This is a genomic window from Actinosynnema sp. NPDC002837 (assembly GCF_040295345.1).
Taxonomy (GTDB): Bacteria; Actinomycetota; Actinomycetes; order Mycobacteriales; family Pseudonocardiaceae; genus Actinosynnema.
Map to the genome: position 1 here is coordinate 146,325 of NZ_JBEOVG010000009.1, position 24,867 is coordinate 171,191.

Consider the following 24,867-nt stretch of genomic DNA (forward strand, 5'->3'; position numbering starts at 1 on the left):
GGCCGGCACCGTCAGGCGGGCACGTGCGGGTCGACGGTCAGGCCCAGCTCAGGCTGCCCGAGCCAGTCGAGCTCGACCGACGCCTGCGCCGCGCGTGCGGCCAGGTCCAGGCGCACGCGGTACACGCTGAGCAGCAGGGCTTGCAGGGAGTCGACGCCGAACGCCGCGCCGACGGCCTCGTCGCCGAGACCGAGGACCTGGTGGGGGCAGCACCAGTCGCCGTTCGCGCTCAGCGGGTCCGGGTGGGGCGTCCCGATCCTGATCACGACCGCCGTGCGGGCGCCGTCGCCGGCCACGCACTCCAGCCGGCGTTCGGCCACCACCGGACCGAGCTCGTAGGCCGTCATCGGTCCCGTTCCACCGCGAGCCGGGCGCTGACCTCGCCCAACGCCTCCTGGTACTCCGGTGACGGGTTCATCGCCGCCGCCATCCGCAGCTGCGTGAGCGCCTCGGGCAGCCGGCTCTGCCGCTGCAACGTCCGACCGAGCGCGAACCGCGCGTAGTGATCACTGGGGTCGAGGTCGAGCACCTTCCGGAACGCCGCCTCGGCACGCTTGAGCTGGGCCGATCCCAGGTAGGCCCGACCTGCGAGCAGCTGCACGCCCACCTGGTCCGGCGCCGCTTCGAGCACGACTCGCAGCTCGCGCAGCGCCTCCAGCGGTCGGCGGTCCGCGAGCAGCGCCTCGGCTCGGCGGAACGCCTCGAAGGTGCTGTCCGTCATGGTTCGATCAACGCTACCCGGCCATCCGGCCGGCACACGACAGCCGACCGGATGACGGGATCGGTGTGTCACGCCACGAGAGCGCCGTGCAGCCGGTCGAGCACCGGCTTGATCGACAGCGGCTGCTCCACGTGGGCGTTGTGACCCACCCCGGGCAGCACCACCCCGTCCGCCCGCGCCGCGAGCAGGTGCTCCGGCGGGCACATCCCGTCGGACTCGCCCGCCGCCAGCACGACGGGCGCCTTCGCCACCGCCAGCAGCCCCGCCACGTCCGGCGCGCCGACCCCGAACGCCGCCGGGTCCAGCGCCGCCCGCCAGCCGCCGTCCACCTCGACCACGCCGTCCTCCAACGGCACGCCGGCCAGCTTCGACGCCCACGCCGACGCCTCCTCGCGGGTCGGGAACACCCGCGCGGGCTTCGCGGCCAGCGAGGCGGCCCGCGCCAGCTCCTCCGCCGTCCACCGCAGCTTGATCCCGAGCCCGCCGACCGCCCGCACGTCCACCCCGAACCACCCGCTGGCCAGCGTCAACGCGACCACGCCGCCCAACGAGTGCCCGAGCACGGCCACCGGCCCCGAACCGACCGCCCCGGCCACGGACGCCGCCAACGACCCGAACGAGTACCGCGCCGCCGGCGCCGACCGGCCGTGGCCGGGCAGGTCGACCGCCAACCACGCCCCGGGCCAGGCCGCCGCGGCGCCGCGCCACACCGACCCGGTCCCGCCGAGCCCGTGCAGCAGCACCAGCAGCGGCCCGTCCCCACCCCGCGCCACGTGAACCACGCGTGCACCGTCCTAACGTCACCGAGCCGGATCCCGCACCATTGTCGGTCCCCGCGCGCCCCGAGCGGTGGCGGACGCGCTCGGCCGCCGCGTCCCCGTCCCGCCCGGCGGTACGCCCCGCCGCCCGTCGCCCGGGCGAACGGCGGGCGAACGCCGCTCGAACAGGCGAGCCGGGGCCGTCCCACACCTTGCACCAACTAGGCTCGGCATCGATACACAGATGGTCTGACGAGGGAGCGCACGTGGCGGTCATCGAGCAGGTCGGCGCCCGCGAGATCCTGGACTCGCGAGGAAACCCGACCGTCGAGGTAGAGGTGGCGTTGGACGACGGCACGCTGGAGCGCGCCGCGGTTCCGTCCGGCGCGTCGACCGGCGAGCACGAGGCGGTCGAGCTGAGGGACGGCGACGCCAAGCGCTACCTGGGCAAGGGCGTCGAGCGCGCGGTCACGGCGGTGCTCGACGAGATCGGTCCCGAGCTGGTCGGCATCGAGGCCGTCGAGCAGCGGGTGGTGGACCAGAAGCTGGTCGACCTGGACGGCACGCCGGACAAGTCCCGCTTGGGCGCGAACGCGATCCTCGGCGTCTCGCTCGCGGTGGCGAAGGCGGCGGCGGCGTCCAGCGGCCTGGAGCTGTTCCGGTACATCGGCGGCCCGAACGCGCACGTGCTGCCGGTGCCGATGCTGAACATCCTCAACGGTGGCGCGCACGCCGACACCGACGTGGACATCCAGGAGTTCATGATCGCGCCGATCGGCGCGGAGACCTTCCGCGAGGCCCTGCGCTGGGGCGCGGAGACCTACCACGCGCTGAAGTCGGTGCTGAAGTCAAAGGGCCTGGGCACGGGCCTGGGCGACGAGGGCGGCTTCGCGCCGTCCCTGTCGAGCAACCGCGACGCGCTGGACCTGATCCTGGTCGCGATCGAGAAGGCGGGCTTCACGCCGGGCCGCGACATCGCGCTGGCCCTGGACGTGGCCGCCACGGAGTTCTACGCCGACGGCGCCTACACGTTCGAGAAGACCAAGCGCAGCGCCGAGCAGATGACCGGCTACTACACCGAGCTGGTCGACGCCTACCCGATGGTGTCCATCGAGGACCCGCTGTCGGAGGACGACTGGGACGGCTGGGTGCAGATGACCGCCGAGCTGGGCGAGCGCGTGCAGATCGTCGGCGACGACCTGTTCGTGACCAACCCGGAGCGGCTGGAGGAGGGCATCTCCCGCCGCGCGGCCAACGCGCTGCTGGTGAAGGTCAACCAGATCGGCACGCTGTCCGAGACGCTGGACGCGGTCGCGCTGGCCACGTCCTACGGCTACAAGTCGATGATGTCGCACCGGTCCGGCGAGACCGAGGACACCACGATCGCCGACCTGGCCGTGGCCGTCGGCGCGGGCCAGATCAAGACCGGCGCGCCCGCCCGCGGCGAGCGCACCGCGAAGTACAACCAGCTCCTGCGCATCGAGGAGGCCCTGGGCGACGCCGCGCGCTACGCCGGCGACCTGGCCTTCCCGCGGTACACGCCGGAGAGCTGATGGCACGACGGGAACGGGAACCCCGGCGCGGTCGCGAGGCCGCGTCGGGGTCCCGCCCTGCGCGGGCCCGTCGCGGCCAGGCACGCAAGGGCGAGCCGGGCAAGGGCGAGCCCCGCAAGCCGGAACCGCGCAATGGCCGGGCCGACGGCGCGCCGCGCACCACCCGGCCCGCGGCGCGCAAGCCTCAGTCCAGGGCGCGGACCAGGGCGGGCGCGGGCACGGGCGGCGCGTTCGGCATGACCGGCACGCGGCGGGCCGCGTTGCTGGCGATGGTGGTGTGCGCGTTGGCGTTGAGCATCGCCGTGCCGCTGCGGACGTACCTGGCGCAGCGCGAGGAGCTGCGCGAGGTCACCGCCTCGCAGGAGACGCTGCGGGCCGAGGTGGGGCAGCTGGAGCAGCGCAAGCGGGAACTGGCCGACCCGGCGCACGTGGAGGCCGAGGCGCGGCGCAGGCTGCACTACGTGCGGCCCGGCGAGACGCCCTACATCGTGCAGCTCCCCGGTGACGCGGAGCGTGAACTGGACCAACAGCGACCGGAGACCAAACCGGCCGAGGACAAGGCGTGGTACGAGCAGTTGTGGGATTCGGCGGCGGCACGATGACGGTGAGCGACGAGGACCGGGCGGCGGTCGAGGCGCAGCTGGGCCGCGCGCCGCGGGGGATGCGCGAGGTGGCCGCGCGCTGCCCCAGCGGGCACCCGGCGGTCGTGCAGACCAGTCCCCGGCTGGAGGACGGCACGCCGTTCCCGACCCTGTACTACCTGACCTGCTCCCGGTTGAACTCCTACGTCAGCAGGCTCGAGGGCGCCGGGCTGATGAAGGAGATGACCGACCGGTTGGCCACGGACGAGCAGCTGGCCGAGCGGTACCTCCGGGCGCACGAGCTGTACCTGGCCGAGCGGGACGCGATCGAGCCGCTCGGCACGACCGTCACCGCCGGTGGCATGCCGACCCGGGTCAAGTGCCTGCACGTGCACGTGGCGCACTCGCTGGCCGCCGGCCGTGGCGTGAACCCGTTCGGCGACGAGGCGCTCGACCTGCTCGCGCAGTGGTGGCCGAGCGGTGATTGCGCGTCAAAGGTGAAAAACTGACCGTAGGGGCAGTTCTTCGGGCACAAAGCTCAGCCGTGCCCGTGACACCGCCGTTCGGATCAGGCAGGCTGGTCTGCAGGCCGGGTGACGAGTCGATGGGGAGTTCGTGGCTGTGCCGAAGTCGAAGCGTCGGGGGCGGAAGCGGACCAAGGTCCATCCGGGCACGATGACGCCTCGGCAATGGGGCTTCGCGGCGACCGCGACCGCCGCGCTGCTCGTGCCGGCGCTGCTGCACACGGCCGCGCCGATGGACTGGTTCGCCTCCGCCGACCGCGCCGACGTCGAGGCCGTGCCGCCCGGTCCGGGCGACGTGCTGGGCACGCTCGCGCTGGACGCCCAGGGCAAGCTCGGCGCCACCGGCCGGCTGCCCGAGACCGACGAGCTGAGCGCGGCCCTGCTGGCCGACGCCGACGACCCGTCGGAGTTCGAGGACGACCTGCCCCCGCTGGAGGGCGGGTTCCTGCGCGAGGGCCAGCACGGCATCCCCGGCGTCATGCTCGACGCCTACATGCGCGCGGCCGACCGGCTGGGTCGGACCACGCCGGGCTGCAAGCTGGACTGGCCGCTGCTGGCGAGCATCGGCCGCATCGAGTCCGGGCACGCCCGCGGCGGCCGGGTCACCGAGAGCGGCACCACGGTCGAGCGGATCGTGGGCCCCGTGCTCGACGGCTCGCCCGGCGTGGCCGCGATCCGCGACACCGACGGCGGCCGGTTCGACGGCGACCGCACCTGGGACCGGGCCGTCGGCCCGATGCAGTTCATCCCGTCCACGTGGGCCGGTTACGCGGCCGACGGCAACGAGGACGGCGACCGGAACCCGAACAACATCTACGACGCCACCATCGGCGCGGGCAACTACCTGTGCGCCAACAACGCCGACGTGAGCGATCCGGTGCAGCGCGCGCGTGCGGTGTTCCGCTACAACCAGTCCAACGAGTACGTCGCCACGGTGCTGTACTGGGCGGAGGTGTACGCCAGCGGCGTGCCCGTGCTGCCCGACATCATCGGCTCGGACGACGACTTCGGGCCCGACCCGGGCAACGGCAACACCCCGTCGGACAACAACAACAACGCCTCGCCGCCCGGCAACACGACGCCGCCGTCCTCCGGCACGTCGAACCCGACGACGACGTCGACCACGACCACGACGCGGCCCGGTGTGACGATCACGTTCACCCCGACCGTGCCGACGAGTCCGACCACGACGACGCCGACGTGCCCCACGCAGCCGACGGAGACGACGACCACCACGCCGACGACGACGCCCACCACGACGCCGTCGATCCCGCCCGGCTGCCCCACGCCGACCACGACGACGACCACCACCACGACGACCGAGGCGCCCGCGACCACGCCCGCCGGGACGACCTCGGCCGGCACGTCGCCCGACGGCACGTCCGGTGGCACGACGGGCGGCACGTCCAGCGGCACGTCCGGGAGCACGTCCTCAACCGGTTCAGGCCCGACCTACCCGACGTCGTCGTCCATGCGGGCCACCTGAGTCGCCTGAGAGCCACTTTTCCCGCACCGGGTGATCCCACAGAGCGCTTAACGGATTAAGACAGGCGCTTTCGCAACGTTTCGACAAGCGTTGACAACGCCGTGGAGTCGGTCGAACACTACCCGCACCGGCAGATCCCGATCCGCCGGTCCGGTCACCCGCCGTGCTTCGGTGATCCGGTCGTCGGGCCGCACGACGACCGACCGAACCCGCCGCGGCGCAACGACCCCGGTGCGCGGCGGCCGCCATCCCGCCACCGGTCGAAGCAGGCTCGCCGAGTGCTGTCCCGCTGCCCTCAACGAGGAGGAAGCATGCCCGTGGACCACGCCGCCGGTCGTCCGATCAGCCGCGAGGGGTTCCGCCGCGGCGCTCGCGCTTCTTCCCGGCGTTGACGGCAACCCGAATCCACCCTCACCCCGCGATGCCCTGAGCCGCCGCACGGATACCGGCTACACCTTGATGGAGGGCAGAAAGACCATGCGCAGATACAGGTTCAGATTCTTATCGGCAGTGGCGGTCGCCGCGGTCGGCGTGGGGAGCACGGTGTTCGTGGCGCAGGCCGCCGCCACGGGCTGCGGCGTCACCTACTCCGTCCCGTCGCAGTGGAACAACGGGGTGGCGTGGGACGACCCGCGCTCGCCTTTCAAGGGCACGCTGCGGGAGTTCCGGGCGGGTGGCTTCAAGCTGCGCAACTCCGGGCCGACCACGGTCTACACGGACGTGTACGGCCGCAACGCCTCCACCACGCCGTTCAACGGCTCGATCAAGCAGTACTTCTCCGGTAACCACGCCGAGCAGAACATGTTCGTGCGTGGGGCGACGCGGGACTACGCGGCCAACTCCGCAGACCAGATCCACGCGCCCAACTGACAGGCGATGGGCTGACAGGCGATCAGGCTGACGTACGGGCGGGCGCTCGCAATCTCGCAATCACTCGGCGAGCGCCCGTTCGTTCGTTCGTTCGTGCGTTCCGATGGCTGTGTCCAGGCCAAAGAGGAAAGATCAAAGCCTTAAAAGCATGTCCTCGCCGGACGGGCAGATCAGCAGGATGACTCCTGGTTGGGTGGTGGTGTTGCGGGTCCGTTGTGGGTCCGGGTTTCGTGTCATCCCACCGACCTCCCTCCGGGCTACCACACGCGTCAAGGGGGCGGTTCCGGCCTAGTGTTCCTGTTGGGTGGGATGTGCCCCCTTGACCCGTGCGGTAGGGCTCTGCCAGGTCGGCGGGATGACACGAAGCCCTCCTTTGGGAGGAAGGGCGTGTCAGTGGCCCGGGAGGGGCGGGTCCGGAGCGGGTGGTGTGGGCCCGTGTCGTTATGGGCTCGGTGCCGGCTCTTGCCTCTAAACGAGGGGTTCGTGTCATCCCGCCGACCTGGCTTTGCCCTACCGCGCGTGTCAAGGGGGCTGTGCGTCCTTTGCCCGGTGGTGTGCTGATGGCTGCCCCCTTGATACGTGTGGTAGCCCGGAGGGAGGTCGGTGGGATGACACGGAGTCCGGACCCACGACGGACCCGGCGCTTGACCGCTGAACGAGGGGTCATCCTGCTGATCTGCCCGTCCGGCGAGGACGCTTTTGATCTTTGATCTTTAGACCTTCCGCCTACCTACCTACCTACCTACCAACCAGCCAACCAACCCGCCGGCCCTGGCCGGACGACCGCCCACCACTAGTCTCCTGGGGGCAGCACTCATCACCGGGGAAGGACATCGGGCATGGCACGCGTGGCCGCGATCGACTGCGGGACCAACTCGATCCGACTCCTGGTCGCGGACGTGACCACATCGGACGGTGGGGAGCGGTGGTTGCGGGACGTGCACCGGGAGATGCGGGTGGTCCGGCTCGGCCAGGGCGTCGACGCGACCGGTGAGTTGCACCCGGACGCCATCGCGCGCACCCGTGCCGCGCTCGTGGACTACACGAACATCCTGCGCCGCAAGGGAACCGAGCGAGTGCGGATGGTCGCGACGTCCGCGACCCGGGACGCCGCGAACAAAGCGGCCTTCTTCGACATGACCCGCGAAGTGCTCGGCGTGGAGGCCGAGGTCATCACGGGTGACGAGGAGGCCCGCCTCTCGTTCACGGGCGCGGTGTCCGACCTGGACGCGGACGAAGGCCCGTTCCTCGTCTCCGACATCGGCGGCGGGTCGACCGAGTTGGTCCTGGGCACGTGGAACGGAGTGCGCGGCGAGGTCGAGGCCGCCCGGTCGGTCGACATCGGCTGCGTCCGGCTCACCGAGCGCTGCCTGCACTCGGACCCGCCGACCGAGGCCCAGGTGGAGGAAGCGGTGCGGGTGACGCGGGACGTGCTCGCCGAGGCGTTCGCCGCCGTGCCGACCGCCAAGGCCAAGACCTGGATCGGCGTGGCCGGCACCGTCACGACCCTCGTCGCGCTGGCCAAGGAACTGCCGCGCTACGAGCCGGAGGAGATCCACCTGGCCCGACTCGGCCTCGACCGGATCCGCGAGGTCACGGCGAAGCTGCTCACCATGGGTCACGACGAGCGCGCCGCCCTCGGCCCGATGCACCCCGGTCGGGTCGACGTGATCTGCGGCGGCGCGCTGGTCGTCCGCACGCTCGCCGACCACCTGGAAGCGCAGGGCGTCACCGAGCTCGTCGCCAGCGAGCACGACATCCTCGACGGCATCGCCTTCGCCCTGGCCTGAGGCGCCACGGGTCCGCCCCTGCGCCGGCTGACCCGGCTCAGCCGCAGGTCAACCCACCCGTCCGTCAACTGGGATCGATCGTGACCAGGTCGTGACTCGCGCACCCGTGTGGCCCCGGTCACGCTGCCCCTAGGTTCTCCCTCACGCTGTGAAAGCGGTCGACTCTGCTCGGTGACCCCGATCAGGTGGGAGGACCCATGTCACGTGCACGATTAACACGCCCGACCCGGACCCCGGCCCCAACCACGACCGCCGCTGCCGCCGCAGCCGTGGCGCTCGCCCTGGTGGCCACGGCCTGCGGTTCGGCGGAGACCCCGGCCGGCACGGACACCGAAGCCGGCATCACGATCTTCAACACCGAGCCGGAGAACCCGCTCGTCCCGGGCAACACCACCGAGGTCGGCGGCAGCCGCGTCCTCGACCCGCTGTTCACCGGCCTGGTCGAGTACCGCGCGCAGGACGCGCAGCCGGTCAACGCGATGGCCGAGTCGATCGACACCGCCGACTCCCAGCTCTTCACCGTGAAGCTCAAGCAGGGTTGGCTGTTCCACGACGGCACCCCGGTCACCGCCGACAGCTTCGTGGACGCCTGGAACTGGACCGCCTACGGCCCCAACGCCACCCAGGGCGCGAGCTTCTTCTCCCAGGTCGAGGGCTTCGACGCGGTCCACCCGGCCGACCCCGACGGCGCCGACGGGCCGCAGGAGCCGCCGGCGCCGACCGCCGAGACGATGTCCGGCCTCGAAGTCGTGGACGACCACACGTTCACCATCACGCTGTCCGAGCCGTTCGCGGTGTTCCCGGTGACCATCGGCTACGAGGTGTTCTCCCCGCTGCCGAAAGCCTTCTTCGCCGACCGCGCCGCCTTCGAGGCGAACCCGATCGGCAACGGCCCGTTCAAGTACGTCTCCCGCGCGGTCGGCGCCGACATCAAGCTGACCCGCTACGACGACTACAAGGGCGCCGACAAGCCGAAGTTCAAGGACCTCACCCTGAAGGTCTACCAGAGCCGGGAGTCGGCCTACGCCGACCTCGTGTCGAACAACCTGGACTTCATGGAGGAACTGCCGCCCAACGCGCTGGCGGGCAAGCAGTACGAGACCGACCTCGGCGACCGGGTGGTGCAGCGGGAGACGCTGAACAACCAGACCATCGCGTTCCCGTTCTACCTGGAGCCCTACGACAACGCGGACCTGCGCCGCGCGATCTCCATGGCGATCGACCGCGAGGAGATCACCGAGCGGATCTTCGAGGGGACGCGCAAGCCCGCGGACGGCTGGGCGCACCCGTTGATGAAGGGCTACCGGCCCGGTCAGTGCGGCGAGAACTGCACGTACGACCCGGACAAGGCCAAGGAGGCCCTCGCCAGGTCGGGCTACACCGGGGAGATCGTGCTGCTGACCAACACCGACGGCGGGCACCAGGAGTGGGCCGAAGCGGTGGTCAACAGCATCAAGAACACCCTCGGCGTCGAAGCGCGGCTCGTGCCGTCGACCAGCCTCGGCGAGTTCCGGCAGAACGTGAACGCGCACAAGATGACCGGCATGTACCGGGCCGGCTGGATCGCCGACTACCCGTCGATCGAGAACTGGCTCACGCCGCTGTTCCGCACGGGCGCGTCGTCCAACGACGGGCTGTACTCCAACCCGGCGTTCGACGCGAAGCTCGCCGAGGCCGACCGGGCCCCGAGCGAGGAGGCGGCGATCGAGCTGTACCTGGAGGCCGAGCGGATGCTGGCCGCCGACCTGCCGTCCATCCCGCTGTGGACGCAGAACACCATCGCGGGCCGGTCCGACCGGCTCAAGGTGGCCGACCTCGACCCGTTCCGCACGCTCGACCTCTACTCGGTGGAAGTGGCCTGACACCGGCCAGTCCAGCCATCCGGCCGAGGGGAGTGCGGAGTTGGGTCGGTACGTGCTGCGCAGGGTGCTCCAGGTGGTGCCGGTGTTCCTCGGCACCACCTTCCTGATCTACGCGCTGGTGTGGGCGGTCCCGGGCGACCCGTTCGAGGGCAAGTGCGGCGAGCGCGACTGCCCGGCCTCCTACGTGTCGATGATGCGCGAGCGGTTCAACCTGGACGACCCGCTGCCGCTCCAGTACTGGAAGTACCTGGTCAACCTGGTCCAGGGCGACTTCGGCGTCACGTCCTCCGGCGTGCAGGTGATCGACCGGCTCGCGGCGGCGTTCCCGGTGACGTTGCGGCTCGCCCTGGTCGCGGTGCTGGTCGAGGCGGTCATCGGCATCACCGCGGGCGTGGTGTCGGGGCTGCGCGAGCGCGGGTTCCTGGACAGCCTCGTGCTGGTCTCGACGCTGTTCCTGATCTCGGTCCCGGTGTTCGTCACCGGGTACGTCGTGCAGCTGGTGTTCGGGCTGCAGCTCGGCTGGATCGCGCCCACGGTCACCACGCCCACGTTCGGGAACCTGGTCGTCCCCGGCTTCGTGCTGGCCAGCCTGTCCATGGCCTACGTCGCCCGGCTGGCGCGCGCGAGCATCGCCGAGAACCGGCGCGCGGACTACGTGCGCACGGCGTTGGCCAAAGGGCTGCCGACGCGCCGGGTCGTCGGCGTGCACCTGCTGCGGAACTCGCTGATCCCGGTGGTCACGTTCCTGGGCACGGACCTCGGCGCGTTCCTGGGCGGCGCGATCGTCACCGAGGGGATCTTCAACGTGCCCGGCGTCGGCGGCCTGGTGTTCCGGTCGATCCTGACCAAGGACGGCGCGATGGTGACCGGCGTGGTGACCGTGCTGGTCCTGGTGTACCTGCTGATGACGTTGCTGGTGGACCTGCTGTACGCGGTCTTGGACCCGAGGATCCGCTATGACTGACCGACTGGCCCCACCCCTCACCGGACCAGAACGGCCGCGCGGCCTGTTCGGCGACGCCTGGCACGCGTTGCGGCGGCGGCCGCTGTTCTGGGTGTCCGTGTCGTTGATCGCGCTCGTGCTGCTGATGGCGGCGTTCCCCGGCCTGTTCGCGTCCGGCGACCCGAACGCGGCGGACCTGTCCCGGTCGCGCGGCGCGCCCTCGGCGGCGGCCTGGTTCGGGTACGACAACCAGGGCTACGACATCTACACGCGGGTCGTCCACGGCGCGCGGGCGTCGGTCGTCGTCGGGGTGCTGGCCACGGCGGGCGTCGTCCTGGTCGGGGCAGGCGCCGGCATGCTGGCCGGGTTCTACGGCGGGTGGCTGGACGCCGTCGTGTCGCGGATCGCGGACGTGTTCGTCGGCGTGCCGTTCGTGCTGGGCGCGATCGTCATCCTGACCACGTTGAACGCGGGCGGTGACGCGGGGCCGGCGCGGATCGTGGCGCAGGTGGTGCTGTCGATCTCCGTGCTGTCGTGGCCGGTGGCGATGCGGATCATGCGGTCCACCGCGATCGCGGCCAAGCAGCAGGACTACGTGAAGGCCGCACGGGCGCTCGGCGCGTCGTCGGCGCGGATCATCGGCAAGCACCTGCTGCCCAACACCGTCGCGCCCGTGCTGGTCTACTCGACGATCGCGCTGGGCGCGTTCATCGGGGCCGAGGCGACCCTGTCCTACCTGGGGATCGGGCTGCGGCAGCCGGTCGTGTCGTGGGGCGTGATGATCAACAGCGCCAAGGACTACCTGCGCGTCGCGCCGCACGCGCTGCTGTTCCCGGCCGGTTTCCTGACCGCGACCGTGCTGGCGTTCGTGATGCTGGGCGACGCGGTCCGCGAAGCCCTCGACCCGAAGCTGCGGTAGGAGGCGGTCGTGCTGCTGGAGGTCGAGGACCTGCACGTGGAGTTCCGCACCCGGGACGGGGTGGCGCGCGTGCTCAACGGCGTGAGCTACCACGTGTCGGCGGGCGAGACGCTGGCCGTGCTCGGCGAGTCCGGCTCGGGCAAGAGCGTGACCGCGCAGGCCGTCATGGGGATCCTGGACACGCCGCCCGCGTTCGTGACGGGCGGCTCGGTGCGGTTCCGCGGCGAGGAGCTGCTGTCGGCGTCGGCGCAACGACGGCGCGCGGTCCGCGCCGACGGCGTGGCGATGATCTTCCAGGACGCGTTGTCGGCGCTGAACCCCGTGTTCACGGTGGGGTTCCAGATCGAGGAGCAGCTCCGGCTGCGGCGCGGGATGAGCCGGGCGCGGGCCCGGGCGCGGGCCGTCGAGCTGCTCGACCTGGTGCGGATACCGGCGGCGCGGCAGCGGGTCCGCGACTACCCGCACCAGTTCTCCGGCGGCATGCGGCAGCGGGCCATGATCGCGATGGCGCTGGCGCTCGACCCCGAGGTGCTGATCGCGGACGAGCCGACGACGGCGCTGGACGTGACCGTGCAGGCGCAGATCATGGACCTGCTGGCGGAGATCCAGCGGGAGCGGCGGATGGGGCTGGTCCTGATCACGCACGACCTGGGCGTGGTCGCCGAGGTGGCCGACCGGATCGTGGTGATGTACGCGGGGCGGATCGTGGAGCAGGCGGACGCGGTGTCGCTGTTCCGCTCGCCCGGCCACCCGTACACGGCGGCGTTGATGCGGTCGCTGCCGAGGCTGGACTCGAAGGGCGCCGCGCTGGAGACGATCCGCGGGCTGCCGCCGAGCCTGCTGCGGATCCCGTCCGGCTGCCCGTTCCACCCCCGGTGCCCGCGGGCGGAGGACGTGTGCGCGACGCACGTGCCCGGTGACGTGCGGCTCGGTGCGGGGCGGACCAGCGCGTGCCACTTCGCGGAGGAGGTCGTCGGTGGCTGAGCTGCTGGAGGTGCGCGAGCTGGTGAAGCACTTCCCGGTGACGCGCGGGGTGCTGTTCCGGCGGACCGTGGGACGGGTGCGCGCGGTGGACGGCGTGTCGTTCTCGTTGCGCGCGGGCGAGACGCTGGGCGTGGTCGGCGAGTCGGGGTGCGGCAAGTCGACGTTGGCGCAGGTGCTGATGCGGCTGGAGCCGCCGACGTCGGGGACGGTGCTGTTCGAGGGCGAGCCGATGTTCTCGTTGCGGGGCGCGGCGTTGCGGCGGTGGCGGCGGGACATGCAGATCGTGCTGCAGGACCCGTACACGTCGCTGAACCCGCGGATGACCGTGGGCGACATCGTCGGCGAGCCGTTCGAGATCCACCCGGAGGTCGCGCCCGAGGGGTCGCGGGCGGCGCGGGTGCGCGAGCTGCTCGACGTGGTCGGGCTGAACCCGGAGCACCTCAACCGGTACCCGCACCAGTTCTCCGGCGGGCAGCGGCAGCGGATCGGGATCGCGCGGGCGCTGGCGCTGCGGCCCAAGGTGATCGTGTGCGACGAGCCGGTGTCCGCGTTGGACGTGTCGATCCAGGCGCAGGTGATGAACCTGCTGGCGGAGTTGCAGCGCGAGTTCGGGCTGGCCTACGTGTTCATCGCGCACGACCTGTCGGTGGTGCGGCACCTGTCCGACCGGGTGGCCGTGATGTACCTCGGGAAGATCGTCGAGATCGGCACCGAGGAGCAGATCTACCAACACCCCACGCACCCTTACACGCAGGCGTTGCTGTCGGCCGTGCCGGTGGCCGACCCGGCGCTGCGGGGCCGCCGTGACGTGATCCGCCTGACCGGCGACGTGCCGTCACCGGTGAACCCGCCGTCGGGCTGCCGGTTCCGCACGAGGTGCTGGAAGGCGCGGGACGTGTGCGCCGTGGAGGAGCCGGCGCTCGTCACGCGCGTCGGCGCCCACCCCAGCGCCTGCCACTTCGCCGAGGAACGCCACGTGGTCCCGTGACCGGGCTTCCCGGGTCACCCACCCCGGCCCCGGTCGCGGCGGATCGCGGCGAACACCCGCCGCGCCTCGGCGCAGAACTCCTCGACCTCGGCCCGGTCCGGCTCCTGCCCACCGTCCATCATCCGGGCCTGCAACTGCTCCGACCGCAGCCCGCCGTACCGCGCCACCAGCTCGGCGGTCACCGGCTGCACCGCGATGTGCAGGTGTCGCCGCGCGGCCGGCCCGTGCGACCAGAGGCACACGTAGGTCTGCTCGGGCCGGCGGACGGCCTCGACCACGCGGGCCGTGTCGCGCAGCAACGGGCCCATCTCGGCCACCGCCTCGTCGTCGAGGTCCGCGACCGCCACCACGTGCTCGCGCGGACCGACGATGAGGGTGCCGAGGTTCATCGGGCCGACGACGTGGTTCACCACCCACGACCGCGTCTCGTGGACGACCCCGCCCGGCAACGCTTGGCGACCGGTCAACAGGTCGCAGCCGAGGCACCCCACGACGTCCATGCCCACTCCCGGGTGGTCGTGCGCCCGTCGCGGGCCGTTCCGGCAGGCCCGCGACGGGGACGGGGTCAGCGGTTCGAGGCCGATTCCACGAACGCCGCGAGGTCCTTCGACTGCTGCACCCGTGACGGCTCGTGGACGTACATCATGTGGCCCGCCGGGTAGTACGCGGCCTCGATGTTCGCGTGCAGCTCCCGGGGGATCTGCAGGTGCGCCACCACGTGCTCGGCCGCGTAGTACGGCGTCGCGCCGTCCAGGTAGCCGTACGCGACGTGCACCTTCAGGTGCGGGTTGGCGCGCATCGCCGACGCCAGCTTGTTCGCCACCGTCACGTGCGTGCCCTCGAACTCCTTGTACGACCACGGCCGCACGTTCATCGTCAGGATCTCGTACGGCAGGTCGTTCTCGTACTCCAGCTCCGCCCGCACGTAGTGGTTGAGCGCCGCCGTGTACGGGCCGAGGATCGCCGAGTACGACGGGTCCTCGCTGAAGTGCTCGCGGCCGTAGTCCGCGTCCGCGCCGGTGAACCGGGAGTCCAGCCGGCCGACGACCTTGCGCTGCGACCGCAGCAGCTCGGTGAAGAACCGCACGTGCTCGACCCGCAGGTCCACCCGGTCCACGTAGTCCTCGCTGAGCCCGGTCAACGCGGCCAGCCGCGCCACCGCCGCCGCGCGCTCCTCAGTGGACAGCCGGTTGCCGCGCGCCAGCGCCCACGGGTAGTCGCGGGAGGCGAAGTCCTCCGCGTCGGCCAGCACGTCCTCCAGCGAACGGTCGCCGTGCAGCCCGTGGTAGTGCGCGATCGCCGCGTAGGTCGGCAGGAACAGCGTGTGCGGCAGGTCGTTGCCCTCGCTGAAGTCCAGCGTGGTGAAGTCCAGCACGGACGAGATCAGCATCAGCCCGTTGAGGTACATGCCGTAGCGCGACTGGAGGTAGTCGGCCAGGCCGGCCGCGCGCGTGGTCCCGTACGACTCGCCGGCCAGGAACTTCGGCGACATCCACCGCCCGTTGCGCGAGGTCCACAGCCGGATCACCTCGCCGACCGACTCCAGGTCGCCCTGGAAGCCGTGGTACTGGCCGGGCTTCTCGCCCTTCACCGCCCGCGAGTAGCCGGTGGACACCGGGTCGATGAACACCAGGTCGCTGTGCGCGAGCAGCGTCTCGGTGTTGTCGACCAGGTCGTACGGCGGCGGCGTGAGGGCGCCGACGTCGCCGGAGACGACCCGGCGCGGTCCGAGCAGGCCCAGGTGCAGCCACACGCTCGACGAGCCGGGGCCGCCGTTGAACGCGAACGTCACCGGCCGCTTCGCCGGGTCGGCGCCGTCCAGCGTGTACGCGGTGACGAAGACCTCGGCCTTCGGCAGGTGCCCGTCGAACTTGCCCTCGGTCAGCACCTCCTGGCGCAGCACCACCCGACCGGTGGTCGTGGTGTAGTTCAGCTTGCGCCGCTTGACGGTGATGCTGTGCTGGGTGGTGACGAGGTCGTCGGCAGGGAGGTCCTTCTCGTCGCCGTTGTCCGCGGCGGCCTGCTCGTCGCCGTTGTCCTTGTCGGTCATGGTCGAACTCTACGATCGGAGTCGCCGCCGGTGCTCCCGCTTTCCGCTCTTGACGAACGGGTTACCAGTTGCCGGGCGTGCCCGCGGCTGGTGGCGTGGCGCGAGGAGGTGGCGCGGGTCAAGCGGGCGGCGTTCCGCGACCAGGAGTACTGGGGGCGCCCGGTGCCGGGGTTCGGGCCGGCGGACGCGTCGCTGGCGATCATCGGCCTGGCCCCGGCCGCGCACGGCGCCAACCGCACGGGCCGCATGTTCACCGGCGACCGCTCGGGCGACTTCCTGTACGCGGCGATGCACGCGGTGGGCCTGGCGACCCAGCCGACGGCCACGCACCCGGGCGACGGGCTGGAGCTGATCGGCACCCGGATCACGGCGCCGGTGAAGTGCGCGCCGCCGGAGAACAAGCCGACCCCGGAGGAGCGCGACAACTGCCGCCCGTGGCTGATCCGGGAGCTGGAGCTGCTGCGGCCGACGTTGCGCGCGGTGCTCGTGCTGGGCGCGTTCGGCTGGCAGGCGGCGCTGCCCGCGCTGGCCGCGTGCTGGCAGGTGCCGCGCCCGCGCCCGGTCTTCGGCCACGGCGTGCACCTGACCCTGCCCGCGCAGGACGGCGGCGAACCGCTGCACCTGCTCGGCTGCTACCACGTGAGCCCGCACAACACGTTCACGGGCAGGCTCACCGCACCCATGCTGCAAGACGTCCTGCGCGCCGCCGGGACCGCCGCAGGACTGGCCACGATCGGGTGACATCAGGGAGATGGCGCTGACCTGTTCCGCAAACTAACATGTTCCATGTGTCACGGAACAGCGTCCAACGCGGAATCGGCGTGACGCAGCTGCTACCTGCCCTGGAGCAAGCCCTGCGCTCCGCCCTGCCCACGACGTGGTCGGTCACCACCGATCGGCAGCCGTCGTCGGACAGTTCGCGCCACGGCTACCGGCCGGACGCCACGCTCACCATCACCGCGCCCGACGGGGCGACGACACGAGTGCTGATCGAGTGCAAGGCGGCGGTCGTGCCACGCGACGTCGCCGCGGTGGCCGAGCAGTTGGACGCGTACGCCACGGCGGCCGCACGCGACGGCCGGGTGGTCGGCGGTGCGGTGCTGGCCGCGCCGTTCATCTCGCCGATGACCCGCGCTCGACTGGACGAGCGAGGCCTGGGCTGGTTCGACGCCAAGGGCAACCTCCGCCTCAGGCTGGACCGGCCCGCGGTGCTCCTCGATCGCGTCGGCGCGGACCGGAGCGATCTGCGCGACCCGTCGGATCGACTGCTCAAGTCGCTTCGCGGGTCGGCGGCCGCGAGGGTCGTGCTGGAGCTGTGCGAGACGTCACCCCCCACAGGTGTGCGGGACCTCGCCCAACGAGCACACGTCAGTGCCGCGACGAGCGCGAGGGTCCTCGAGCTGCTCCACCGGGAAGCGGCCATCGACCGTGAATCCAACGGTTCCGTCACCGCTGTCCGGAAACGAGCGCTGATCGAGCGTTGGGTGCAGGACTACCACGTCACCACCTCGAACGAGGTCGTGACCACACTGGACCCGCGCGGGCTGAACCACGCGTTGAACGCATTGGTGGCGGTGGGGACCCGCATCGCCGTGACTGGCTCCGCGGCGGCGCGGGCGTATCTGCCGGATGGTGTGACGTCGGTTTCACCGCTCGTCTCGTTGAGCCTGTACGCGGAGGACCCGATCGGCCTCATGGACCAGTTGGGCCTGAGACCGGTTGATCGGGGCGCGAACGTCGTGGTCATGCGGCCTTACGACGACGTGGTGCACGCGAAGTCGCGGATCGTCGACGGAGTCGCCTTCGCCCCGCCCGCGCAGGTGGTGGCGGATCTCCTGACCGGGCCGGGCCGGTCGACCGAGGAAGCCGAGCAGCTGATGGCCGTGCTCGGCGCAAGTGATCGAGGCTGGGTGTCGTGATCCCGCAGGAATACGTCAAGGCTCGTTCGGTGCTGCTGGACGCCCTCGACGGACTCGGAGCCCACCGTGACGCCGTCGTGCTCGTCGGTGCGCAAGCTGTCTACTTGCACGCGGGCGACGCCGATTTCGTCACCGCGCCGACCACCACCGACGCGGACCTGGCATTGATCCCCGATCGGCTCGCCGACGAGCCTTCCATCGTGGACGCGATGCGTGCCGCGGGGTTCGTGCCGGGTGGGCAGCCTGGAATTTGGCTCGGCCGCGGTGACATCGCCGTCGACCTGATGGCGCCCGAAGCGCTCAGCGGCTCGGCCGGCAGGCGGTCCGCGGACCTTCGCCCACCCCACGACGACAAGGCGACTGCCCGCAGGACGTTCGGGCTCGAGCCCGCGATCGTGGACAACGAGGTCCACGTCATCAGCTCGCTGGACGGCGACGACCACCGATCGTTCGACATCAAGGTGGCAGGCCCCGCCGCTCTCATCGTGTCGAAGGTCGTCAAGATCGCGGAACGGCGCGAGAAGCCGCACCGGCTCAAGCCGAAGGACGGGCTCGACGTGCTGCGGCTGCTCCGTGCCGTGGACACGACGCGGTTGGCCCGTGATCTGACGGCCTCGGCCTCGGCCCGGCTGTCGAGCGCGGTGGTGCGGCTGGCGGTGGACGAGCTCCGCGTGCTCGCGGCGCGACCTGAGGACCTGCTCCCGGTGCTCGCCGCCGACGCGAGGCGGGCTTCGGCGATCCCGATGAGATCAAGTTGTCGATGGTGGCACTGGTCGACGACCTGCTCCGCGAGTTCGACGGCGCGAAACCGGCATGAGCCGGTAGAACACGCTCATCCGGTTGGCGGTTCGAGTTCCGGGCGGACCGCCACGGCGCCGGCGGGTTCGGGACGCTCCCGTTCCAGCGGTGCCGGGTCAGGAGGACGGCGCGGACCAGGCCGTTGACCCGGTTGGCCGTGTCGGGGTCAAACCACCCGCACCGGACGTGGCCGACAGGCATCCTTGGTCCATGAAGCCCCGGCTCGCGCTCGTCCTCGCGGTCGGGTCCGCGCTCGTCCTCATCGCGCTCGCGGCAGGCGGCACGTCGCCGGTGCGCTACCAGGACCGCCCGGCCGGTGGCGACGAGGCCCCGCCGCCGACCGCCGACTCGAGCCCGCCGCTCGACACCGAGGTGGGACCCTCCGCTGCGGCCGGGTCGCTGCTGGTCCTCGTGATCGTCTTCATCGCGGTGGCGGTGGTCGGCGTGGTCTCGCTGCTCATCTCGCTCGGCGTGTTCCGGCGCCGACGGCGGCGGCGTGGCGTGGGCGCCGCGGTCGACGCGCCCGACCTGCCCGAGGCGCACGCCACACCGCCGCCGATCCTCGTCCGCCGTGCCGCCGAGGCCCTCGAAGAGCTGCGCGAGGGCACGAGCGGACCGCCCGGCGACGCCGTGATCGCCGCCTGGCTCACCCTCGAACGGGCCGCGCAGGACAGCGGCGCGCCCCGCGAGGGCCACCAGACGGCCACCGAGTTCACCGGCGACCTGCTGCGCCGCTACCAGGTCGACGAGCACGCGACCGGCACGCTGCGCCGCGTCTACCAGCGGGCCCGGTTCGGCACGGCCGAGGTCACCGCGGCCGACGCCCGCACCGCCACCGAGGCGTTGGAGCACATCGTGCGGGACCTGCGGTGAACGCCCTCGTCGGCGGGATGGGACGCGCGGTCGTGCTGGCGGTGGCGGTCGCGGCCGTCACGGCGTTCGTGCTGGTCCGCGTGGGCGCGCCGTGGCTGTGGGCGGTGGTGCTCGCGCTGCCCGTCGGCGGGTTGGCGCTGCTCGTCGCACGCCTGCCGCGCGCGACGGACATCGTGTGGGCGCAGCAGCCCGCCACCCTCTCCACCGCCACGTCCGTGCAGGCCAGTACTCTCGCGAGCCGCCTCGCCGAGGCCGCCGCCGACCAGGACCGGTTCACCGTCCGCGTCCAGCCCCGGCTGCGCAGGCTCGCCGAGGCACGGCTGCGGCAGGTGCACGGCATCCACGACCTCCACCACCCGCGAGCCCGCGAGGTGCTGGGCCCCGACCTGCACCGCCTGCTCACCGACCCGAAAGCACCGCTGCCCGAGCCGTCGAAGCTCGCCGACCTGTTGGAGAACCTGTGACCGGAACCGACGTGGGCGTCGAGGCGATCGCGGCCGAGGCGAAGGCGGTGCTGGCCGCCGTCGGCACGGTGGTCGTGGGCCGGGAGCGGTCGCTGCGGCTCGCCCTGGCGGCGATCCTCGCGGGCGGGCACGTGCTGCTGGAGGACGTGCCGGGCCTGGGCAAGACGTTGATGGCGCGGTCGCTGGCGCAGGCGTTGAAGCTGGACTTCAAGCGCCTGCAGTGCACGCCCGACCTGCTGCCCGCCGACGTCACCGGCTCGTTCCTCTACAACCCGGGCGACCGCGAGTTCACCTTCCGCGAGGGTCCGCTGTTCACCGGCCTGCTGCTGGCCGACGAGATCAACCGCACCCCGCCGAAGACGCAGTCCGCGCTGCTGGAGGCCATGCAGGAGCGGCAGGTCACGGTCGAGGGCCGCACGTTCGCCCTGCCCCGCCCGTTCCACGTGCTGGCGACCGCGAACCCGGTGGAGTACGAGGGCACCTACCCGCTGCCGGAGGCTCAGCTGGACCGGTTCCTGCTGCGGCTGGACATCGGCTACCCGCCGCCCACCGAGGAGGTCGAGGTGCTGCGCCGCAGGCTCACCCGGCAACGCGAGGAGACCGAGGTCGAGCCCGTGCTGGACGCGGCCCGGCTGCGCCGGCTCCAGCACGGCGTCGAGCAGGTGTCGGTGGACGACGACGTGCTGCGGTACTGCGTGGACCTGGCCGCCGCGACCCGCGCGCACGGCGCCGTCGAGGTCGGCGCGTCACCACGCGGCGCGCAGGCGTTGGTGCTGGTCGGACGGGCGTTGGCGGTGCTGGACGGGCGGGACTTCGTGCTGCCCGAGGACGTCAAGGAGTGCGCCGTGCCCGCCCTCGCGCACCGGCTCACGCTGCGCCCGGAGACGTGGACGTCCGGCGTCACCGGCGTGGAGGTCGTGACCGAGCTGCTGGGCCGGGTGGCCGGGCCCGCGAGCGCCCGGTCGTGAGCCGGGCGCAACGGCTGCGCGCGGCGTTCACCAGCGGGCGCGGCGCGCACTGGCACCCGACCGACGCGTTGGTGCGCGGCCTCGCGCTGGGCGTCGGGATGGTGGTGCTCGGCGGCCTGCTGCACGAGGTCGAGCTGGTCCTGTTCGGCGCGCCGTTGCTGATCTCGACGCTGGTGGCCCTGGTCACGCCCGTCGTCGGCACGCCGCAGGTCCGGGTGCGCGGGTTGCCGCGCACCGGCGAGGTCGGCGCGGCCAAGTCGGTGGTGGAGGTCGACCCGGGCCAGGGCGCCGAGGTGATGGCGATCCGGCTGCCCGGTGTCGGCGAGGGCATCGGCCCGGTGCACCTGGTGGCCGCGTCGGCGCGGGAGATCGAGGTCGTGCTGCGCCGTGACGCGTGGGGCGAGGGCGTCGACCTGCGGCCGGACCACCTGGTGGCGGGGCCGGACGCGTTGTTCGTGCACGGTCCGGTGACGGCCCCCGAACGCGGTCGGGTGATCCTGCCGCCCGTCGAGGCGCTGCCCGCCGGCCTGCTGCCCGCACGGGCGGTCGGCCTGGTCGGCGCGCACCGGGCGCGGCGGCCGGGCGACTCGGTGGAGCTGCGCGACATCCGGGCGTTCCAGCCCGGCGACCGGCTGCGGCGCATCGACTGGCGGGTGTCGTTGCGCGCCGCCGGCATGGCCGGGTCGGCCGAGGGCACGAACCTGCACGTCCGCGAGCACCACGCGGAGGCGGACGCGGACGTCGTGCTGGCGCTGGACACGCGGCAGGACGTCGGCGCGGAGCTGGGCGACTGGTCGTCGCCGGTGCGGGCGAGGGCGGGCCTCGTCTCCGGCCGGTCGCTCGGCGAGTGGTCGTTGACCTCGCGCGGCACGACGGCCCGGCCCGGCGGCAGCCTCGACCTGGCCGTGCGGGCGGCGGCGTCCCTGGCGGCGGGGTACCTGCGGCAGGGCGACCGGGTCGGCCTGGTCGACCTCGGCCGGCCGCAGCTCGGTGCGCGGCCGGGCGCGGGGCGGCGGCAGCTGCTGCGGCTGCGCAACCAGCTCGTGGTGTGCGCGCGGTCGGCCGGGTGGGCGCAGCGGCCCGTGCTGCGGCCCGAGCAGGTGCCGCACGGCGCGCTGGTGGTGGTGCTGTCGCCGTTCCTGGACGGCGAGGTCGTGGAGCTGGCCGTGCACGCGGCGCGGCGGGGCAACCTCGTGCTGGCGGTGGACGTGCTGCCGTCGCCGTTGCGCGCCGACGGTGAGACGCCGTGGGGCGAGGCGGTGCTGAAGGTGATCCGGCTGGAGCACGACGTGCGGCTGGAGGCGATGCGGCAGCACGGCGTGGCGGTGCTGCCGTGGGGCGCGCCGATCGCGGGCGTGCTGCGTGCCGCCCGGACCACGAGGAGGGTGTCCCGGTGACGCGAACGTCGAACCCAGGCCCCGCGTCTCGAACGCCCAGGACGGCCGTGTCCTCCGTTCGGGTACCCCGAGTCGGACGCCCGGGACGGGGGAGCGGTGCGGGCTGAGCTGGGCGCCGGGCTGCCGGCGTGGGTGTTGCGGGCGTCGATCGTGCTCGTCGCGGGCGGTGTGGCGGCGGTACTCGCGGTGCACGGGGTCGAGTGGCCCGCGCTGGCGCTGTACGGCGCGCTGGTGGTCGTGGCGGCGGCCATACCGGCGTCCGCCGCGGTCGCGCTGGTCATCGGGTACCCGGCGGCGGCGATGGTGGTCACCACCGACGAGCCGTCGTGGCCCGGCGTGTTCGCGCTGGTCGTGCTGCTGCACCTGCTGCACGTCCTGTCCGCCTACGCGGCGGTCGTCCCGGCCGGCTCGCGCGTTCACCCGGACGCGCTCAAGGCCCCCGCGAAGAGGTTCGCCGCCGTGCAACTCTCCGTGCTCGCCCTCGGTGTCGTGGTACTCCTCCTGCCGGGCGGCCGAACGGACGCGGCGGTCGAGGTGGTCGGCCTCGTGTGCGCGGTCGGACTGGTCGTCGGAACGGTCCTGCTGATGCGTCGGAAAGGCTGAGAAACACCCCCTCCGGGCTCAGCGCGAGCTGACCGTCTGGATCGTTCCTCTCAGCACGTTCACCCAGCCGCGCAGGTCAGCGGCTGCGTGTCGGCAATCACGCGGCGACTGTGGTCACAACGGGCCTGCTCGATGCGCCGGAAAGCCCTGCCCGGTGCGACCATGTGTGTATGGCTGCTGTGAAGTCGCAACCCACACGGATCGTGATTGTCGGCGGTGGGTACGTCGGCATGTACACCGCGCTGGGATTGCAGAAGAAGCTGCGTTCCGGCGAGGCGTCCGTCACGGTGATCGACCCCCAGCCGCACATGACCTACCAGCCGTTCCTCCCCGAGGCGGCGGCCGGCTCCATCGAACCGCGCCACGTCGTCGTGCCGCTGCGCAAGGTCCTCAAGCGCTGCCACGTCGTCACCGGCCGCGCGACCCGCATCGAGCACGAGCGCAAGGCCGTCACGGTCGAGCTCGCCGACGGCCACGTCGAGGAGTTCGAGTACGACGTGCTGGTCTCGGCGCTGGGCGCCATCTCGCGCACGCTGCCCATCCCGGGCCTGCCCGAGGTCGGCATCGGCATGAAGACCATCGGCGAGGCCATCTACCTGCGCAACCACGTGCTGTCGCGGCTCGACCAGGCCGCCAGCACGAACGACCCGGAGCTGCGCAAGCGGCTGCTGAGCTTCGTCGTCATCGGCGGCGGCTTCGCGGGCATCGAGACGCTGGCGGAGCTGGAGGACATGGCCCGCTACGCGCTGCGCTACTACGAGGGCCTCAAGCAGTCCGACATGCACTGGGTGCTGGTCGAGGCCACCGGCCGGATCATGCCCGAGGTGAGCGCGCGGCTCGGCGTCTACACCGTCGAGCAGCTCGAGAAGCGCGGCATCAAGTGCTACCTCGACACGCGCGTGAAGAGCATGGAGGGCGGCCACGTCGTCCTGGACGACGGCACCGAGTTCGACTCGGACACCATCATCTGGACCGCGGGCATGAAGGCGAACCCGATGCTGCGCAACACCGACCTGCCGCTCGACGAGCGCGGCCGGGTCCGGTGCACGGCGGCGATGCAGGTCGTCGGCCTGCCGGGCGTCTGGGCCGCGGGCGACTGCTCGGCCGTGCCGGACCTCTCGCGCACCGAGGAGGACCCGACGGCGACCTGCGTGCCCAACGCGCAGCACGCCATCCGGCAGTCCAAGCTGCTGGCCAAGAACATCATCGCCACCCTGCGCGGCAAGCAGCCCAAGGACTACTTCCACAAGTACCTGGGCTCGGTCGCGGGCCTCGGCCTCTACAAGGGCGTGGCCGACGTGTTCGGCCTGCGGTTCAAGGGCGTCGTCGCCTGGTTCATGCACCGCAGCTACCACGTGATGTTCATGCCCACGGTCAACCGCAAGTTCCGGGTGTTCGTCGACTGGACCCAGGCGCTGTTCTCGGGCCGCGAGGTCGTCGCCCTCGGCCAGATCCACGAGCCGAAGGCCGAGTTCGACCGGGCCACCAAGAGCTGAGCGCGAACGGCCCCGCGCACGCTGCGCCGTTCGGGCGCGGCAGGCGTGGGGCCGTCTGGACCAGCCTTCTCACTTGAGCCCCCAGACGGGCTAACGCGCTGCGCGTCGCCTTGACATTGCGTAACGTGAACCCGAGAATACAGCTGGTGTATCGCCTGAATGTGTGATGCATCAGTGGGGAGAGAGGTGACCGCGATGTCTCTCGAGGAGCTGGCCGCACAGCTTCGCCGCGGTGAGATCGAGGATCGTGCGCTGGCGGAGTACTCCGCGGAGTACGCCACCGCCGAAAAGCGTTTTTGCAGCAAGAAAGACGACTGAGT

The 24,867-nt window shown here is 72.0% G+C and carries 26 protein-coding genes; 21 read left to right on the plus strand and 5 right to left on the minus strand.

Translation table 11 applies throughout. The annotated features are described in order from the left end of the window. Nucleotides 1–11 precede the first annotated feature (11 nt). The 3 genes from ABTZ99_RS09680 to ABTZ99_RS09690 form a co-directional block, all read right to left on the minus strand. On the minus strand, nucleotides 12–347 hold the full coding sequence (locus tag ABTZ99_RS09680) for a DUF6968 family protein (protein WP_498783260.1): 336 nt from the start codon (nucleotides 345–347) through the stop codon (nucleotides 12–14). Next, a complete protein-coding gene (locus ABTZ99_RS09685; protein ID WP_498783258.1) occupies nucleotides 344–721 on the minus strand; it encodes a tetratricopeptide repeat protein in 378 nt (125 codons plus the stop codon). Before ABTZ99_RS09685 ends, ABTZ99_RS09680 begins: the two co-directional genes overlap by 4 nt. Before the next feature lie 68 nt (nucleotides 722–789). After that, nucleotides 790–1,503, minus strand: coding sequence for an alpha/beta fold hydrolase (locus ABTZ99_RS09690; protein WP_498783256.1), 714 nt, complete (start codon nucleotides 1,501–1,503; stop codon nucleotides 790–792). A 242-nt stretch (nucleotides 1,504–1,745) separates the two neighbouring features. Here ABTZ99_RS09690 and eno point away from each other — a divergent pair, with 242 nt between their 5' ends. The 11 genes from eno to ABTZ99_RS09745 all read left to right on the plus strand — a co-directional run bounded on the left by eno (nucleotide 1,746) and on the right by ABTZ99_RS09745 (nucleotide 13,979). Beyond that, complete coding sequence (gene eno, locus ABTZ99_RS09695) at nucleotides 1,746–3,032, plus strand: phosphopyruvate hydratase (protein ID WP_123744164.1); 1,287 nt, start codon at nucleotides 1,746–1,748, stop codon at nucleotides 3,030–3,032. Beyond that, nucleotides 3,032–3,634 carry an FtsB family cell division protein gene (locus ABTZ99_RS09700; RefSeq protein ID WP_499609988.1) on the plus strand — a complete coding sequence of 201 codons (603 nt, stop codon included), beginning with the start codon at nucleotides 3,032–3,034 and terminating at the stop codon, nucleotides 3,632–3,634. Before eno ends, ABTZ99_RS09700 begins: the two co-directional genes overlap by 1 nt. Next, a complete protein-coding gene (locus tag ABTZ99_RS09705) occupies nucleotides 3,631–4,122 on the plus strand; it encodes a DUF501 domain-containing protein (RefSeq protein ID WP_499609991.1) in 492 nt (163 codons plus the stop codon). Before ABTZ99_RS09700 ends, ABTZ99_RS09705 begins: the two co-directional genes overlap by 4 nt. A 166-nt stretch (nucleotides 4,123–4,288) precedes the next feature. Continuing rightward, nucleotides 4,289–5,623 carry a lytic transglycosylase domain-containing protein gene (locus tag ABTZ99_RS09710; RefSeq protein ID WP_499609994.1) on the plus strand — a complete coding sequence of 445 codons (1,335 nt, stop codon included), beginning with the start codon at nucleotides 4,289–4,291 and terminating at the stop codon, nucleotides 5,621–5,623. Between the two features lie 510 nt (nucleotides 5,624–6,133). Beyond that, nucleotides 6,134–6,493 (plus strand): hypothetical protein, encoded by a 360-nt coding sequence (locus ABTZ99_RS09715; protein WP_499609997.1) that lies wholly within the window; start codon nucleotides 6,134–6,136, stop codon nucleotides 6,491–6,493. Nucleotides 6,494–7,332: 839 nt separating this feature from the next. Continuing rightward, complete coding sequence (locus ABTZ99_RS09720) at nucleotides 7,333–8,283, plus strand: Ppx/GppA phosphatase family protein (RefSeq protein WP_499610000.1); 951 nt, start codon at nucleotides 7,333–7,335, stop codon at nucleotides 8,281–8,283. Nucleotides 8,284–8,480: 197 nt separating this feature from the next. Continuing rightward, nucleotides 8,481–10,145, plus strand: a complete 1,665-nt coding sequence (locus ABTZ99_RS09725) for a peptide ABC transporter substrate-binding protein (protein ID WP_499610003.1) — start codon at nucleotides 8,481–8,483, stop codon at nucleotides 10,143–10,145. 40 nt (nucleotides 10,146–10,185) lie between these two features. Next, on the plus strand, nucleotides 10,186–11,109 hold the full coding sequence (locus ABTZ99_RS09730) for an ABC transporter permease (protein ID WP_498786874.1): 924 nt from the start codon (nucleotides 10,186–10,188) through the stop codon (nucleotides 11,107–11,109). Then, nucleotides 11,102–12,007: an ABC transporter permease gene (locus ABTZ99_RS09735; protein ID WP_498786875.1), complete on the plus strand. Its 906-nt coding sequence runs from the start codon at nucleotides 11,102–11,104 to the stop codon at nucleotides 12,005–12,007. Before ABTZ99_RS09730 ends, ABTZ99_RS09735 begins: the two co-directional genes overlap by 8 nt. 9 nt (nucleotides 12,008–12,016) lie before the next feature. Then, nucleotides 12,017–12,991 carry an ABC transporter ATP-binding protein gene (locus tag ABTZ99_RS09740; RefSeq protein WP_499610008.1) on the plus strand — a complete coding sequence of 325 codons (975 nt, stop codon included), beginning with the start codon at nucleotides 12,017–12,019 and terminating at the stop codon, nucleotides 12,989–12,991. Beyond that, a complete protein-coding gene (locus ABTZ99_RS09745) occupies nucleotides 12,984–13,979 on the plus strand; it encodes an ABC transporter ATP-binding protein (protein ID WP_499610011.1) in 996 nt (331 codons plus the stop codon). Before ABTZ99_RS09740 ends, ABTZ99_RS09745 begins: the two co-directional genes overlap by 8 nt. A gap of 14 nt (nucleotides 13,980–13,993) precedes the next feature. Here ABTZ99_RS09745 and ABTZ99_RS09750 read toward each other — a convergent pair whose 3' ends face one another. Together ABTZ99_RS09750 and ABTZ99_RS09755 are read right to left on the minus strand one after the other, a co-directional pair. Further along, on the minus strand, nucleotides 13,994–14,479 hold the full coding sequence (locus ABTZ99_RS09750; protein WP_499610014.1) for an HIT family protein: 486 nt from the start codon (nucleotides 14,477–14,479) through the stop codon (nucleotides 13,994–13,996). A 65-nt stretch (nucleotides 14,480–14,544) separates the two neighbouring features. Next, nucleotides 14,545–16,029, minus strand: a complete 1,485-nt coding sequence (locus ABTZ99_RS09755) for a S10 family peptidase (protein ID WP_499610016.1) — start codon at nucleotides 16,027–16,029, stop codon at nucleotides 14,545–14,547. Between the two features lie 30 nt (nucleotides 16,030–16,059). Between ABTZ99_RS09755 and ABTZ99_RS09760 the strand changes: the two genes are divergently transcribed. From ABTZ99_RS09760 to ABTZ99_RS09805, 10 genes are all read left to right on the plus strand, one after another. Continuing rightward, on the plus strand, nucleotides 16,060–16,770 hold the full coding sequence (locus ABTZ99_RS09760) for a uracil-DNA glycosylase (RefSeq protein ID WP_499610019.1): 711 nt from the start codon (nucleotides 16,060–16,062) through the stop codon (nucleotides 16,768–16,770). 80 nt (nucleotides 16,771–16,850) lie between these two features. Next, on the plus strand, nucleotides 16,851–17,948 hold the full coding sequence (locus tag ABTZ99_RS09765; RefSeq protein ID WP_499610022.1) for a type IV toxin-antitoxin system AbiEi family antitoxin: 1,098 nt from the start codon (nucleotides 16,851–16,853) through the stop codon (nucleotides 17,946–17,948). Next, nucleotides 17,945–18,892 (plus strand): hypothetical protein, encoded by a 948-nt coding sequence (locus ABTZ99_RS09770; RefSeq protein ID WP_499610025.1) that lies wholly within the window; start codon nucleotides 17,945–17,947, stop codon nucleotides 18,890–18,892. Before ABTZ99_RS09765 ends, ABTZ99_RS09770 begins: the two co-directional genes overlap by 4 nt. 64 nt (nucleotides 18,893–18,956) lie before the next feature. Next, the gene (locus ABTZ99_RS09775) at nucleotides 18,957–19,619 is read left to right on the plus strand and encodes a DUF4129 domain-containing protein (protein ID WP_499610028.1); all 663 of its coding nucleotides are present in this window, start codon (nucleotides 18,957–18,959) and stop codon (nucleotides 19,617–19,619) included. Continuing rightward, nucleotides 19,616–20,083 (plus strand): hypothetical protein, encoded by a 468-nt coding sequence (locus ABTZ99_RS09780; RefSeq protein WP_499610031.1) that lies wholly within the window; start codon nucleotides 19,616–19,618, stop codon nucleotides 20,081–20,083. The genes ABTZ99_RS09775 and ABTZ99_RS09780 overlap by 4 nt, the downstream gene beginning before the upstream one ends. Further along, complete coding sequence (locus ABTZ99_RS09785; protein WP_498774113.1) at nucleotides 20,080–21,051, plus strand: AAA family ATPase; 972 nt, start codon at nucleotides 20,080–20,082, stop codon at nucleotides 21,049–21,051. Before ABTZ99_RS09780 ends, ABTZ99_RS09785 begins: the two co-directional genes overlap by 4 nt. Further along, nucleotides 21,048–22,448, plus strand: coding sequence for a DUF58 domain-containing protein (locus ABTZ99_RS09790; RefSeq protein WP_499610034.1), 1,401 nt, complete (start codon nucleotides 21,048–21,050; stop codon nucleotides 22,446–22,448). The genes ABTZ99_RS09785 and ABTZ99_RS09790 overlap by 4 nt, the downstream gene beginning before the upstream one ends. Before the next feature lie 96 nt (nucleotides 22,449–22,544). After that, nucleotides 22,545–23,051, plus strand: coding sequence for a hypothetical protein (locus ABTZ99_RS09795; RefSeq protein ID WP_498774117.1), 507 nt, complete (start codon nucleotides 22,545–22,547; stop codon nucleotides 23,049–23,051). Nucleotides 23,052–23,221: 170 nt separating this feature from the next. Continuing rightward, a complete protein-coding gene (locus tag ABTZ99_RS09800) occupies nucleotides 23,222–24,547 on the plus strand; it encodes an NAD(P)/FAD-dependent oxidoreductase (protein ID WP_499610037.1) in 1,326 nt (441 codons plus the stop codon). 195 nt (nucleotides 24,548–24,742) lie between these two features. Next, a complete protein-coding gene (locus tag ABTZ99_RS09805; protein WP_267935188.1) occupies nucleotides 24,743–24,865 on the plus strand; it encodes a hypothetical protein in 123 nt (40 codons plus the stop codon). The last annotated feature ends 2 nt before the right edge of the window (nucleotides 24,866–24,867 follow it).

Excerpts from the sequence above, each read along its gene's own strand:
- ABTZ99_RS09805 (WP_267935188.1), top strand. The coding sequence starts at position 24,743 with ATGTCTCTCGAGGAGCTGGCCGCACAGCTTCGCCGCGGTGAGATCGAG.
- ABTZ99_RS09700 (WP_499609988.1), top strand. The coding sequence starts at position 3,032 with ATGGCACGACGGGAACGGGAACCCCGGCGCGGTCGCGAGGCCGCGTCG.
- ABTZ99_RS09720 (WP_499610000.1), top strand. The coding sequence starts at position 7,333 with ATGGCACGCGTGGCCGCGATCGACTGCGGGACCAACTCGATCCGACTC.
- ABTZ99_RS09800 (WP_499610037.1), top strand. The coding sequence starts at position 23,222 with ATGGCTGCTGTGAAGTCGCAACCCACACGGATCGTGATTGTCGGCGGT.
- ABTZ99_RS09685 (WP_498783258.1), bottom strand. The coding sequence starts at position 721 with ATGACGGACAGCACCTTCGAGGCGTTCCGCCGAGCCGAGGCGCTGCTC.
- ABTZ99_RS09725 (WP_499610003.1), top strand. The coding sequence starts at position 8,481 with ATGTCACGTGCACGATTAACACGCCCGACCCGGACCCCGGCCCCAACC.
- ABTZ99_RS09775 (WP_499610028.1), top strand. The coding sequence starts at position 18,957 with ATGAAGCCCCGGCTCGCGCTCGTCCTCGCGGTCGGGTCCGCGCTCGTC.
- ABTZ99_RS09705 (WP_499609991.1), top strand. The coding sequence starts at position 3,631 with ATGACGGTGAGCGACGAGGACCGGGCGGCGGTCGAGGCGCAGCTGGGC.
- ABTZ99_RS09755 (WP_499610016.1), bottom strand. The coding sequence starts at position 16,029 with ATGACCGACAAGGACAACGGCGACGAGCAGGCCGCCGCGGACAACGGC.
- ABTZ99_RS09710 (WP_499609994.1), top strand. The coding sequence starts at position 4,289 with ATGACGCCTCGGCAATGGGGCTTCGCGGCGACCGCGACCGCCGCGCTG.
- ABTZ99_RS09680 (WP_498783260.1), bottom strand. The coding sequence starts at position 347 with ATGACGGCCTACGAGCTCGGTCCGGTGGTGGCCGAACGCCGGCTGGAG.
- ABTZ99_RS09735 (WP_498786875.1), top strand. The coding sequence starts at position 11,102 with ATGACTGACCGACTGGCCCCACCCCTCACCGGACCAGAACGGCCGCGC.
- ABTZ99_RS09750 (WP_499610014.1), bottom strand. The coding sequence starts at position 14,479 with ATGGACGTCGTGGGGTGCCTCGGCTGCGACCTGTTGACCGGTCGCCAA.